We start from the raw sequence: 13,219 nt of genomic DNA, 5'->3' as shown, positions 1-13,219 counted from the left end.
GTATTTTTCTTTTGCCATTTGAGTAAAAGCCTCCAATAAAATATATTTTATAGATAGACAGTAGGCAATACAGTCTAACTTTCCTTACTATTTTATCAAATTTCAGCTAAATTGCAAGTGTTTTACATAGAATTTGTGAATTATTCTTATTCTATCCTTAACAAGTCAATCCTATATTTTAAAATAAGTAAGTTTCTATTAAATTTTAAGAAAAAAGAACCAGAAAAATCTGATTCTTTATTCTGATAATTGATTTTGAACTTCCTTTACTTCCTTGTGATTTTCATACAAGCGTACTAAGAATTTCACAATCTCTTTTAAAATCGAATAAGTGGGTACTGCAACAATCATTCCAATAACACCATAAATATTACTAGATAATAGTAACAAAACTAAAATAGTTATTGGGTGAACTTTCATAACCCCACCAACAATCCGTGGATATAATACATTTCCGTCAATCTGCTGAATAATAAGCATGTAAATCACAGCAATTAACATCTTTTGAGGATCTGTAAATAGGTTTGATATGATCATCGGTATAAGACCAATACTAGGTCCAACATAAGGAATTAAATTAGCTAAACCAGAAAAGATTGCAAATACAAGTGCATATTTCAAACCAATAATACTATAGCCGATATAGGCTAAACATCCAATGATAACTGCATCAATTGAAACTCCACTAATATAACGGGAAATAGTGGCATTTAGATTTTTTATTAGACCAGAAATATTCAGTCTATCATGCTTTAAAATAGTTCTTTCTAGCATGGGTAAAAGCTTATGTCCATCTAGCAAGAAATAAATTAAAAAGACTGGCGTCATGATAATAATCAGGACAGTGCTAACTAATGCAGATAAGACACTGCCGACACTATTTGTAACACCATTTAAGATATTTTGTAGGATATCTACATAAGACAGATTCAGCTGTTGAATAGTCTTTTGAACATCTAGATTTTGAAAGGCTGGGTATTTGGATAATTTTATTACCAAATCTTGAATACGACTGTATATATCTTGGCTAGAATTAATCAAACTACTCAACTGATTGATTAAAATAGGCAAGAGATAAACAACGCCTATCACAATCAGCCAGACTAATCCACAGAGAGTCAATAAAATACCAATAATTCGATTTAGTTTAAATTTTTTTTCTAGAAACTGAACTAAAGGGTTTGTAAGATAATACAAGAAACCACCCAATAAGAAAGGAATCATAATTGTATTTATTACACTAGCAAAAGGTGTAATAATAGCACCCATTTCTCTCCAAAGATAGAAAATTAAGGTTATCAGTAGTATTTCAGTAGTCCAGAAGAATAATTTGTTTCTCCGAAACATATGCCACCTCCTCTTCTCCCTATTTTACCATATTTAAAAAAAGATTGATAACCCCCGTCATAAAATCAAGAATATTTTTTTTCTTTATGATAGAATAAAGTTACTATGAAGAAATTAATTTTAACATTGATCACACCCCTGTTATTGGCTACTGCAAGTCCTGTTTACGCGCAGGATTTTGATGTAGCGGCTAAGCACGCTATCGCTATAGAGGCTAACACTGGTAAGATTTTATATGAGAAAGATGCAAGTCAACCCGTCGAAATTGCATCTATCACTAAGTTGATTACTGTTTATCTAGTCTATGAAGCCTTGGAGCAAGGAAAAATTTCTCTAACTACTCCAGTTGAAATTTCTGACTATCCATACCAGCTCACTACTAATTCTGAAGCCAGTAATGTCCCTTTGGAAGCTCGAAATTATACTGTAGAAGAGTTGCTTGAAGCAACTTTAGTTTCTAGTGCTAATAGTGCAGCTATTGCACTCGCAGAGAAGATAGCTGGATCAGAAAAAGAGTTTGTAGACATGATGAAAGCAAAATTGCTGGAATGGGGTATCCAGGATGCTACAATCGTTAATACAACTGGTCTTAACAATGAAACCCTTGGTGATAATATTTATCCAGGTTCAAAAAAAGATGATGAGAACAAATTGAGTGCTTATGATGTGGCTATCGTTGCTCGTAACCTCATTCTAAAATATCCTCAAGTTTTAGAAATTACTAAGAAGCCAACTTCAACCTTTGCCGGAATGACTATCACATCTACGAACTTTATGTTAGAGGATATGCCTGCTCACCGTGGTGGTATCGATGGACTGAAAACTGGTACGACTGATAAAGCTGGTGAATCTTTTGTTGGTACTACGGTTGAAAAAGGAATGAGAATAATTACAGTTGTTCTTAATGCTAATACTCAAGCTGGTAACCCCTACGCTCGTTTCACAGCTACTTCTGCTCTTTTAGACTATATTTCCTCAAACTACGCTCTGCAAACTGTTGTCAAGCAAGGTGAAAGTTATGAAGATAGTAAAGCTCCAGTTATGGATGGAAAAGATGACAATGTGACGGCTGTTGCGAAAGAAGATATTAAAATCGTTCAACGTTTAGGTAGTCGGGCACAATCATCCATCAGTTATACACCAGCTAGCAATCTACCTACGGCACCTCTAGAAGCTGGAACAGTCGTTGGTCATTTGACCTACGATGATAAGGATTTAGTTGGTCAAGGCTATATCACGTCTGATAAACCTAGCTTTGAAATGGTTGCAGAGAAAAATGTAGAAAAAGCTATCTTCCTTAAAGTTTGGTGGAATAGTTTTGTTCGATTCGTAAACGAAAAATTATAAATAAAAAATCGCGATTTACGCGATTTTTTTATTTATCTTCTAAAATAGTGGAATGTTTATATCCATAGGTAAAGTAGATAATAATGCCTATTACAAGAGCAATCCCAAAGGCTATCCATGTTTCAAGTGTATACTGAAGCATGAAAGACAAACAGATTAGAATAGACAAGATTGGCAAAACTGGAACCAGTGGCGTTTTAAATTCTCCCTCTTTTGGCATTCCTTTATCTTTTCTCAGTTTGATAATTCCATATGCTAATAGAATTAGATAAGCCAAGGTACAAATATTTAAAAAGGCTGCAATACTTGCCAAAGGGAAAATTCCTGCAGCTATAGCTGAGACAACTCCTGTTAAAATCGTTGCATTTTTTGGAATACGACTTGTCTTTGTCACTTGTTTAAAACTTTGCGGCAAAAGACCATCACGAGCCAAGCTATAAATCATTCTAGACAAAGCAAAAGTCATGGAGATACATACGGTAATCAAGGTAAAAATAGCAACGAGAGACACATAATTGGCTGCCCAACCAATACCAATATTTCTCAAAGCATAAGCTACCGCGTCGTCAACATTGAGTTTGCTATAATGAACAATACCAGTCAATACTAATGTTACTAGGGCATAAAGAATAGATACAATAGTTAGAGACAAAACAATACCACGAGGAACGTTCTTTTGTGGATTTTGAATTTCATCAACCGCCATAGAAATGGACTCAAAACCTAAGAAACCAAAGAACATAAGTGAAGCACCTGCCATAATACCAGAGCTACCTCCATATATCTGACCAAAACCAAATGGTGCAAAGTCAGACCAATTTTCCGGTTTAATGTACCAAATTCCAACCAAGATGAACAAGGCCAAGGCTGAAAATTTTAATACAACTAATATTGAGTTGAAACGTAAGGCAGCTTTCGAATTTAAAAGCACTAGTCCTGTTACTAATACCAATACTAGTATGGGCAAGAGATCGATATAAGTTCCCTGTTCTGGATTAAAGGTACCATTTAAGGCTTGAGGCATCGATATTCCATAGTTACTTAGTAAACCTTTAAAGTATGCTGCCCAACCTGAAGCAACACCTGAAACAGCTGTCATGAATTCCATAATAGTGAGCCAACCAGCTATCCAAGCTGGAAATTCACCCAAAATTGCGTATAAATAACTATAGGCTCCACCGGTTGCGGGGACTCGTGAAGCAAACTCAGCAAAAAAGAGAGCTGATAATGATACACAGATTGCAGAAATCACGATAGATACCACAAGAGCAGGACCAGCAAGCGTAGCTGCTGCAGTACCAGTGATGGTAAAGATTCCTGTACCAACCATGGCACCAATTCCCAAGAGAATTAAATCCCATAATTTCAAATGACGATGCATTTCAGTCTTACCCAGACTAACATCTTTTGTCCTAAAAATATTCATATTCATCCCCCATTTACTGATTTTTGTAATATTTTACCATATATCGTTTCAAATGTGAATATTTATAAACTAAAATTATTAAAAAAACAGAACAAATGTAACATTCGTTCTGTCTTTGTTCATATAGTCTAGCCAACTGATCCTTCCATTTCGTAGCTAATCAAACGGTTGAGCTCAACAGCGTATTCCATCGGAAGTTCTTTGGTAAAGGGCTCTACAAATCCCATGACAATCATTTCAGTTGCTTCTTGTTCTGATAATCCACGACTCATGAGGTAGTAAAGTTGTTCTTCTGAAATCTTAGAAACCTTAGCTTCGTGCTCCAAAGCAACTTGCGAGTTATGAATTTCATTAAACGGAATTGTGTCAGATGCAGACAAGTCATCCATGATAATAGTATCACACTCAATGTGAGAAACAGATTTCTTAGAGTTCTTGTTAAAGGTTACTTGTCCACGGTAGTCTACCTTACCGCCACCTTTAGCGATAGACTTAGATACAATAGATGAACTAGTATGCGGTGCATTGTGGATCATCTTGGCACCAGTATCCTGGTGTTGCCCTGCATTAGCAAAGGCAATAGAAAGCATGGTACCACGCGCTCCTTCTCCATCTAAGTATACAGATGGATATTTCATAGTTGTTTTGGCACCCAAGTTCCCATCAATCCACTCAACAGTAGCATCTTTTTGAGCCTTAGCGCGTTTTGTTACCAAGTTATAGACATTATCAGACCAGTTTTGAATAGTCGTATAACGCATATATGCTCCGTCCAAAGCAAAGATTTCTACAATAGCAGCATGCAAGCTGTTGCTTGAATATGTTGGCGCTGTACATCCTTCTACGTAGTGGACACTTGCTCCCTCATCAACGATAATCAGAGTACGTTCAAACTGTCCAGTATTTTCATTATTGATACGGAAGTAGGTTTGAAGCGGAATATCTACCTTGACTCCTTTTGGTACGTAGATAAAGGTTCCACCTGACCATACTGCTGAGTTTAAGGCTGCCAACTTATTATCTGTTGGTGGTACTAGCTTAGCGAAGTATTGTTTAAACAAGTCAGGGTATTCCTTGAGGGCGGAATCTGTATCTGTAAAGATAATGCCTAACTTCTCAAATTCTTCCTTCATGTTATGGTAAACTACTTCTGACTCATACTGGGCAGAAGCTCCAGCTAGATAAGCACGTTCAGCTTCTGGGATCCCGATACGTTCAAAGGTTTCTTTAATCTTTTCAGGTACATCATCCCATGAACGAGCTGGTTTATCAGATGGTTTTTGGTAGTAAATCAAGTCATCAAAATCAATCTCTGACAAGTCTGCTCCCCAAGTTTGCATAGGCATTTTTTTAAAGGTTTCGTAAGATTTCAATCGAAATTCTAACATCCACTCAGGCTCACCCTTAGCAGCGGACAATTCACGAATAACCCCTTCGTTCAATCCTTTACCTGTTGATAAGATTGGTTGCACATCATCATGGAAACCAAATTTATATTCACCAAGGTCAATTGGTTTTGGTTCTACTCTTTCTTCAGCCATAATATCCTTTCTTTCATTCTTCATTTCTACTGATTCGTAAGACAAAAGAAACTTGTCTTACTTGTTATCTTGATTTTCAATTGTTTTCTTAAGGGCATTCCAAGCCAGGGTTGCACACTTGATTCGTTGTGGGAATTTGGCAACACCTGACAAGAAGGCACCATCCCCGAGTTGGTCTTGACGGTCATCCTTTTGACCTTGAACCATTTCAGAAAAGATAGTTGCAAGTTCTAGAATTTCTTGTTTGGTCTTGCCCAAAACAGCATCTGTCATCATACTAGCAGAAGCAGTTGAAATCGTGCATCCTGAATTTAGAAAAGCAATATCTTCCAAACGGTCCTCTGCATCAAACTTGACAGAGAGGTTGATAACATCCCCACAGGTTGGATTATTGAGGCTGATTTGCTCAGCATCTTCCAGCTTCCCTTGGTGATGTGGATTTTTCGAATGGTCTGCCACCACTGCCATATAAAGGCTATCTAGTTTAGAAAGTGCCATTGAAAAACTCCTTTGTCTTTTGTAGAGCATCGACTAGCTTGTCACAATCTGCCTTGGTATTGTAGATATAAAAACTTGCACGAGCTGTTGCTGGGACTTCCAAATATTGGAGCAAAGGTTGAGCGCAATGATGACCAGCGCGAACAGCCACTCCTTCATAATCAAGTGCTGTTGCAAGATCGTGAGGATGAAGATCCCCAAGGTTAAAGGCAATGACACCTGAACGTTGAGCCAAGTCCTGCGAACCATAAATAGTCAATCCCTCAATTGCCTGCAATTTTGGAAAGACATATGCAATCAATTCCTGTTCATGAGCTTCAATGGCATCCATACCAATCTTTTCCAGATAATCCACTGCTGCAGCAAGTCCAATAGCACCTGCCATGTTAGGAGTTCCAGCCTCAAATTTCCAAGGCAATTCCTTCCAACTTGCAGATTGTTCATAAACAAAATCAATCATCTCGCCACCAAATTCAACTGGTGACATTTGTTCAAGATGCTTTTCTTTGCCATAGAGAACACCGATACCAGTAGGGCCAGCCATCTTGTGACCTGAAAAGGCAAAGAAGTCCACATCCAACTCCTGGACATCAATCTTCATATGGGGCGTTGATTGTGCTCCATCAACTACCATGATGGCTCCAACTTGGTGAGCCATTTGTGTGATTTCTTTGATAGGATTAACCACTCCAAGAACGTTTGATGCGTGAGCTAGTGAAACAAATTTAACTTTGTCAGTCAATTTAGAATGCAAGTCATCCATATCCAGAGCTCCATCTTTGAGATATACATAAACAAGCTCTGCCCCAGTCTTTCGGCAAGCTTCCTGCCATGGAATAATATTGGAATGGTGTTCCATGACTGAAATCAAGACCTGGTCTCCCTCAGTCAAGATTTCTTCTGCGTAACGTGCAACCCAGTTGAGACTAGTTGTCGTACCTCTGGTAAAGAGCACTTCTTTTGTCGACTCAGCATTGATAAAGTTACGAATGGTTTCACGAGCGGCTTCATAAGATGCTGTCGCCCTTTCAGCCAAGGTATGAACACCACGGTGGACATTGGCATTGTCCTCTTCATAGTAGTGATTAATTGCTTCCAGAACAGCTAGTGGTTTTTGTGTCGTCGCAGCATTGTCCAAATAAACCAGAGGTTCGTCATTGACAATCTGGTCTAAAATCGGAAAATCCTTTCGAATAGCTTCTGCATCTAACATTAAATTCACCTTAGCGTTTTAATAATTTTTCTTCGATGGTTGCAATCATTTCATCACGAACCTCCTTGACTGGAATCTCAACGATCACAGATCCAAGGAAACCACGGACAACCAGGCGTTCCGCAGTCGCTTTATCCAAACCACGACTCATGAGGTAGTACATGTCTTCAGGATCTACTTGTCCAATAGAAGCTGCGTGTCCTGCAGTAACATCATTTTCATCAATTAAAAGGATTGGGTTAGCATCTGAACGAGCCTGGTCTGAGAGCATGAGAACACGGCTCTCTTGTTGGGCGTCTGCTCCCTTAGCACCCTTGATGATGTGTCCGATACCGTTGAAGGTCAAGGTTGCTTTTTCAAGGATAACCCCATGTTGAAGAATATTACCGATAGAGTTACAACCGTAGTTAGTCACTCGAGTATCAATTCCTTGCACCTGACGACCACTTGATAGAGCAACAACCTTAAGGTCTGCATGGCTACCATTTCCAATCAAATCACTATCAAAGTCAGCAACAACATTTCCTTCGTTCATAACACCGATGGCCCAGTCAATACTTGCATCGTTGCCTAATTTACCACGACGGCTAATGTAGGCAGTGACATTCTCACCAAGACGGTCAATCGCCGCAAACTTCACTTGAGCACCAGAACGTGCAATCACTTCAACTGTGATATTGGCAGTTGCCTTAGCACTATCTCCACCACGTGACTCAAGACGTTCGAGATAGTTAATTTTAGAGTTTTTACCAGCAATGATCAGAATATGCTTGTTAAATGGCACATCACTATCACTATCTTGGTAGAAAATTCCTTCGATTGGTTCTGTGATTTCTACATTGTCTGGAATATAGAGAACAGCTCCACTGTTAAAGTATGCTGTGTGGTAGGCTGCCAATTTGTCGTCATCGTATTTGACTGATGACATGAAGAATTCTTCTACGAGTTCTGGAATTTCTTCTAAAGCTGAATGGAAGTCTGTAAAGACCACTCCTTGTTCAGCCAACTCAACTGGAATTTGCTCAAAGACTGTTTGAGTACCTAATTGTACCAATTTCAACTGATTGTCAATAGCTGTAAAATCTGGAACATTTGCTGTTGGTTCATTCTCCGAAATCGTTCCATCACCCAGGTTCCAACGATGAAATTTCACACGTTCAATGACTGGTAATTCCAAACTCTCGATTTTATCAAAAGCTTTTTGACGGAGGTCAGATAACCAGCTTGGTTCGGCGTGCATTTCTGAAAAAAGTTTAATATTCTCTTTAGTCATTTACTTCTCCTAAAAGATACGAGGGAATTACAATTCTTCCTTGTAGTCATAGCCAAGTTCTTCAGCTAATTTTGCGTATCCTTCACGTTCCAAACGCGCTGCCAATTCAGGACCACCAGAAAGCACTACACGACCATCCATCATTACATGCACCACATCAGGTGTAATGTAGTTAAGGAGACGTTGGTAGTGAGTAATAATCATGGCACCGAAGCCTTCACCACGCATAGCATTAACACCTTTAGAAACAACTTTAAGGGCATCAATATCAAGACCAGAGTCAATCTCATCCAAAAGTGCAAATGTTGGTTCCAACATCAACAGTTGAAGAATTTCATTGCGTTTCTTTTCACCTCCAGAAAAACCTTCATTGAGGTAACGCTCTGCCATTTCTTCTTTCATATTAAGCAATTCCATTTTTTCATCCAATTTAGTGATGAAATCACGCACTGAAATTTTTTCGTCATCCTCTTTACCAGCATTCATAGCTGCACGAAGAAATTCAGCATTGGTAATTCCAGGAATTTCTGATGGGTATTGCATAGCTAGGAAAAGTCCCATACGAGCACGCTCGTCAACTTCTAATTCAAGGATGTTCACACCATCAAATAGAACCTCACCTTTAGTGACTTCATAGTTTGGGTTCCCCATAATAGCAGCTGAAAGAGTAGACTTACCGGTTCCATTTGGTCCCATGATAGCTGCAATTTCTCCTGTTTTAAGGGTTAAATTAACCCCCTTCAAAATTTCCTTACCTTCAATTTCAACATGAAGATCTTTAATCTCAATTACTGACATCTTAATTCCTTTCTTAATGTATGTATACTCTTACTAGTATAGCAAAAAAAAGCCTGAAAGGCTTTTATTTTGTCTAGAATGTAAGCGCTACTTTTTCCTTTGAATGTGGTCATCTATGGCATTGATTATTTTTCCCATAATATAAGAGACACGAAAATTTCTCAGGATCAAAATAGCCCAAAGTACGGCCATGATATATCGTTGTTCCATGACTGATTCATTAAAATAATAAGTCTCAGCAGCTGTAAACAGGGCCATAATGATAAATTGTTGTCTATTCATAGTCTTATTCTTAAAATGTCTAGTCTTCTGTTATGGTTACTTTATCTGCTAAAAATTCAAAACCTTGAGGGAGTACTGACTCCTCAACATCTTCCTTGATAGTTTGTCCTTGAGACGATTTAGCCTTAGCTGAAAAGTCTGCTCGAACTTCTTTCCATTCTTCAATAGAAATAGCAAGAATCTCAGGAGAAAATCCTGCTGCTTGACTAAGGATATTGCCAAACATTGTGTTGAGATTATCACGTTTCATTGTCTGTCCAGCATTGAAATTGGATTCAAATGCAAGAATAGCATGATGCTCATTAGCCGCAACAGGTTGGGAACCGGCTAAAAGTGCCTTATCAGGACCAGATAAACTTTCAATAACTTCTCCCCATGCATTTTGAAGACGGACTAGATTTTGGCGAGCTAAATCAGGGCTTTCAACAGCTTCTTGAAGAATAGAGTAAACCTTGTTACGATCCACACGATATACAGACTTACTGCTAGTCGGTCTACTTACTGATGATGCTGTTGGTTTGGGACTTACTCCAGAATTGGCAATAGCTTGTTTCAAACGTGCCACTTCATCCCTAAGAGAAGCTAATTCATCAGCAAATTGACCTGATAAAGCTGGTTCACCCTCAAGATCTGCTAGGCGAATAGTCATCATTTCAGCATAAATCTTAGGTTGGAGACTAGCCTTCATATCAGCTAGACTTTTAGTAGCTATGGTAATCATTTCAAATAGAAAATCCTGGGACAGAGATAAGTTATCCTTGAACACTTGACTATGGTGAGTATTCTCTCCTCCCGTCTGGACAATCAAAATATCTCGTAAGTATTGTAGCAAATCCGTTACAAAACGTGTCATGCTCTTCCCATTCTCAAAAATCACTTGCAGATTTTCTAAAGCACGGGTAACATCTTTTTGAGTCAATGCAGCTACGTAGTCGTCCAAGGCGCTAAGACTAATGGTTCCAGTAATTTCCTCTGAAACGGCTGTTGTCAATTTATCATCATTGGTAAGACTTAAAGCTTGATCTAAAATTGATAAAGCATCACGCATACCACCTTCAGCTCTTCTCGCAATAATTTCAACAGCTTCAGTCTCATAATCAATTCCTTCCTTTTCCAAAATATAGAAGATATGATTTCGTATATCCTGAGTTTTAATGGATTTAAACTCAAAGCGCTGAACTCTTGATAAAATTGTCGCAGGAATCTTATGGAGTTCTGTCGTTGCCAGAATAAAGACTACATTTGGTGTTGGTTCTTCCAGTGTTTTCAAAAGTGCATTAAAAGCACCGGTCGAGAGCATATGAACTTCATCGATGATATAAACTTTATAGTGGGCAACACTCGGAGCATAGGTAGACTTGTCACGGATATCTCTAATCTCGTCAACTCCATTGTTAGATGCAGCATCCATTTCGATAACATCTTCCAAACTACCATCTGTGACAGCCTGACAAATATAGCAGTTATTACAAGGTTCCCCTGCAACTTGATTAGGACAGTTCATAGCCTTAGCAAAAATCTTAGCAACACTAGTCTTACCAGTTCCACGAGGTCCTGAAAATAGATAGGCGTGGCTTATTTTTTCCTGTTCAACAGCTTGTTTAAGAGTTTTTGCGACAATCTCTTGACCCACTAGCTGTGAAAAAGTCTGGCTTCTATATTTTCGATAAAGGGCCTGATACATTACACTTTCTCCTCAAACATTGAAAAGTTCCATTCAGTTTTATCTAGCAGAATAGATACAAACTCTTCTAAATACTTCTGATCAATTTCATCATAATCATCAAGGACAGACGAATCCAAATCCAAGACACCCAGAAGATGACTATTTTTTACCATCGGCAAAACAATTTCACTGAGTGCTTTACTATCGCAAGAAATATAGTTAGGATAGGTCTTTACATCTCCAACAATAACCGTTTGACGGCTAGCTGCTGACTCTCCACAAACACCTTTACCAAGAGCAATTCTCACACAAGAAACACCACCTTGAAAAGGACCTAAAATAAGTTCGTTTCCATCAAACAAATAAAAACCTGCAAAAACAGTATTGGGAAAAGTTATTTTTAGCAGAGCACTGGCATTGGATAAATTAGCCAAAACATTGGTCTCTCCTTCTAAAAGAAAAGAGAGCTGTTCATTAAGTGTTTGATAAAGCACTTCTTTTTCTGAATATAACATAGAACCATTATATCAAAAAATACTAGTAGAAAAAAGAAAAATCCCTTGTTTTAAAAACAAAGGATTTTGTTCATATTCGAATGAATTAAAGTTCGATGTCTCCGAACAAGTCAGCCATTGAGAATCCTGTTTGAGTTTCAGGAAGTTCAAAGTCACGTTTTTCTTGACGTTTTGGACGACGTGGACGTGGAGCGCGTTTTTCTTCTTTTTGTCCTTCTTCTTGAGCTGGACGTTCTTCAAGAGCTTTGATAGAAAGTGATACACGTTCTGCATCTGCGTTAACATCAAGAACTTTAACAGTTACTTCTTGTCCCACAGTAAGAGCTTCTTTTGGATTTTCAATACGTTTGTGTGAAATTTGTGATACGTGAACAAGACCATCGATACCTGGCAATACTTCAACAAATGCACCGAAGTCAGTCAAACGTTTAACTGTTCCTTCTACAACGTCACCTTTAGCCAATTTTTGCTCAACGCCATCCCATGGTCCAGGTGTTGTAGCTTTAAGTGAAAGTGATACGCGTCCTTCTTCTTCGTTAAGATCAAGGATCTTCACTTCAACTTCTTCACCAACAGTTACAACTGATTTTGGTGAAACGTTACGTTCGTGTGACAATTCAGTCAAGTGAACCAATCCGTCAACACCACCAAGGTCGATGAAAGCACCAAAGCTTGTGATACGTGCAACTTTACCAGTTACAACATCACCAACAGCCAATTTACCAAATACTTCAGCACGAGCTGCTGCTGTAGCTGCTTCTACAACTTCACGACGTGAAAGGATGAAGCGGTTTTCTTTAGCGTCAACTTCTTTGATTTTAGCTTCAAATTCTTGACCTACAAAACGCTCAGTGTTACGTACGAAACGAGTATCCAACATAGAAGCTGGGATAAATCCACGTACGCCTTCAAATTCAACTGAAAGTCCGCCTTTAACAGCGCGAGTTCCTTTAACTGTAACAACTTCTTCTTCGCGTCCTACAAGTTTGTCCCATGCTTTGCGAGCTTCAAGGCGTTTTTTAGATACAAGGTATGTTACTGTATCAGTATCTTTACCAACTACTTGACGAAGTACAAGAACATCCAATACTTCACCTACTTTTACAAAGTCATTGATATCTGCATCGCGATCGTTTGTCAATTCGCGAAGAGTCAAGACACCTTCAACACCAGTTCCAGAGATTGCAACGTTAGCTTGAGTAGCATCTACTGTCAATACTTCAGCACTAACAACATCACCAGGTTCAACTTGGCTAACGCTATTTAGCAAATCTTCAAATTCGTTCATCTAAAAAATCCTCCAACAATCAAGC

12 protein-coding genes are annotated in these 13,219 nt (G+C 38.5%); 1 reads left to right on the top strand and 11 read right to left on the bottom strand.

Going from position 1 to position 13,219, the window contains the following annotated elements:
- Positions 1-237 precede the first annotated feature (237 nt).
- Entirely contained in the window at positions 238-1,347 is a 1,110-nt protein-coding gene (locus PAN07_RS03850; protein WP_269797136.1) for an AI-2E family transporter, read from the bottom strand.
- Between the two features lie 105 nt (positions 1,348-1,452).
- Between PAN07_RS03850 and pbp3 the strand changes: the two genes are divergently transcribed.
- A complete protein-coding gene (gene pbp3, locus PAN07_RS03845) occupies positions 1,453-2,694 on the top strand; it encodes a D-alanyl-D-alanine carboxypeptidase PBP3 (protein ID WP_269797135.1) in 1,242 nt (413 codons plus the stop codon).
- Positions 2,695-2,722: 28 nt separating this feature from the next.
- On the opposite strand, the gene PAN07_RS03840 is transcribed toward pbp3, so the two are convergent.
- The 10 genes from PAN07_RS03840 to rpsA form a co-directional block, all read right to left on the bottom strand.
- On the bottom strand, positions 2,723-4,120 hold the full coding sequence (locus PAN07_RS03840) for an amino acid permease (RefSeq protein WP_269797134.1): 1,398 nt from the start codon (positions 4,118-4,120) through the stop codon (positions 2,723-2,725).
- Between the two features lie 128 nt (positions 4,121-4,248).
- On the bottom strand, positions 4,249-5,661 hold the full coding sequence (gene sufB / locus PAN07_RS03835; RefSeq protein ID WP_269797133.1) for a Fe-S cluster assembly protein SufB: 1,413 nt from the start codon (positions 5,659-5,661) through the stop codon (positions 4,249-4,251).
- Between the two features lie 57 nt (positions 5,662-5,718).
- Complete coding sequence (sufU, locus tag PAN07_RS03830; RefSeq protein ID WP_247929745.1) at positions 5,719-6,159, bottom strand: Fe-S cluster assembly sulfur transfer protein SufU; 441 nt, start codon at positions 6,157-6,159, stop codon at positions 5,719-5,721.
- The gene (locus PAN07_RS03825) at positions 6,146-7,372 is read right to left on the bottom strand and encodes a cysteine desulfurase (RefSeq protein ID WP_269797132.1); all 1,227 of its coding nucleotides are present in this window, start codon (positions 7,370-7,372) and stop codon (positions 6,146-6,148) included. The genes sufU and PAN07_RS03825 overlap by 14 nt, the downstream gene beginning before the upstream one ends.
- 10 nt (positions 7,373-7,382) lie before the next feature.
- Positions 7,383-8,645, bottom strand: coding sequence for a Fe-S cluster assembly protein SufD (gene sufD, locus PAN07_RS03820; RefSeq protein WP_269797131.1), 1,263 nt, complete (start codon positions 8,643-8,645; stop codon positions 7,383-7,385).
- 27 nt (positions 8,646-8,672) lie between these two features.
- On the bottom strand, positions 8,673-9,443 hold the full coding sequence (gene sufC / locus PAN07_RS03815) for a Fe-S cluster assembly ATPase SufC (RefSeq protein ID WP_142556978.1): 771 nt from the start codon (positions 9,441-9,443) through the stop codon (positions 8,673-8,675).
- Between the two features lie 87 nt (positions 9,444-9,530).
- Positions 9,531-9,725, bottom strand: a complete 195-nt coding sequence (locus tag PAN07_RS03810) for a DUF3272 family protein (RefSeq protein WP_269797130.1) — start codon at positions 9,723-9,725, stop codon at positions 9,531-9,533.
- Between the two features lie 19 nt (positions 9,726-9,744).
- Complete coding sequence (gene dnaX / locus PAN07_RS03805) at positions 9,745-11,409, bottom strand: DNA polymerase III subunit gamma/tau (protein WP_269797129.1); 1,665 nt, start codon at positions 11,407-11,409, stop codon at positions 9,745-9,747.
- On the bottom strand, positions 11,409-11,906 hold the full coding sequence (locus PAN07_RS03800; RefSeq protein ID WP_269797128.1) for a GAF domain-containing protein: 498 nt from the start codon (positions 11,904-11,906) through the stop codon (positions 11,409-11,411). Before PAN07_RS03800 ends, dnaX begins: the two co-directional genes overlap by 1 nt.
- Before the next feature lie 85 nt (positions 11,907-11,991).
- Positions 11,992-13,194: a 30S ribosomal protein S1 gene (gene rpsA / locus PAN07_RS03795; protein WP_075567746.1), complete on the bottom strand. Its 1,203-nt coding sequence runs from the start codon at positions 13,192-13,194 to the stop codon at positions 11,992-11,994.
- Positions 13,195-13,219: the final 25 nt, after the last annotated feature.

The organism is Streptococcus sp. SM5 (assembly GCF_027497975.1).
The sequence above is the reverse complement of the archived record's forward strand: the minus strand, read 5'-3'. Positions and strand labels throughout refer to the sequence as shown.

Coding starts and splice junctions, on each gene's coding strand:
- PAN07_RS03850 (WP_269797136.1), bottom strand. CDS start 1,347: ATGTTTCGGAGAAACAAATTATTCTTCTGGACTACTGAAATACTACTG.
- PAN07_RS03800 (WP_269797128.1), bottom strand. CDS start 11,906: ATGTTATATTCAGAAAAAGAAGTGCTTTATCAAACACTTAATGAACAG.
- sufB (WP_269797133.1), bottom strand. CDS start 5,661: ATGGCTGAAGAAAGAGTAGAACCAAAACCAATTGACCTTGGTGAATAT.
- sufU (WP_247929745.1), bottom strand. CDS start 6,159: ATGGCACTTTCTAAACTAGATAGCCTTTATATGGCAGTGGTGGCAGAC.
- sufC (WP_142556978.1), bottom strand. CDS start 9,443: ATGTCAGTAATTGAGATTAAAGATCTTCATGTTGAAATTGAAGGTAAG.
- rpsA (WP_075567746.1), bottom strand. CDS start 13,194: ATGAACGAATTTGAAGATTTGCTAAATAGCGTTAGCCAAGTTGAACCT.
- pbp3 (WP_269797135.1), top strand. CDS start 1,453: ATGAAGAAATTAATTTTAACATTGATCACACCCCTGTTATTGGCTACT.
- PAN07_RS03840 (WP_269797134.1), bottom strand. CDS start 4,120: ATGAATATTTTTAGGACAAAAGATGTTAGTCTGGGTAAGACTGAAATG.
- dnaX (WP_269797129.1), bottom strand. CDS start 11,409: ATGTATCAGGCCCTTTATCGAAAATATAGAAGCCAGACTTTTTCACAG.
- PAN07_RS03810 (WP_269797130.1), bottom strand. CDS start 9,725: ATGAATAGACAACAATTTATCATTATGGCCCTGTTTACAGCTGCTGAG.
- PAN07_RS03825 (WP_269797132.1), bottom strand. CDS start 7,372: ATGTTAGATGCAGAAGCTATTCGAAAGGATTTTCCGATTTTAGACCAG.
- sufD (WP_269797131.1), bottom strand. CDS start 8,645: ATGACTAAAGAGAATATTAAACTTTTTTCAGAAATGCACGCCGAACCA.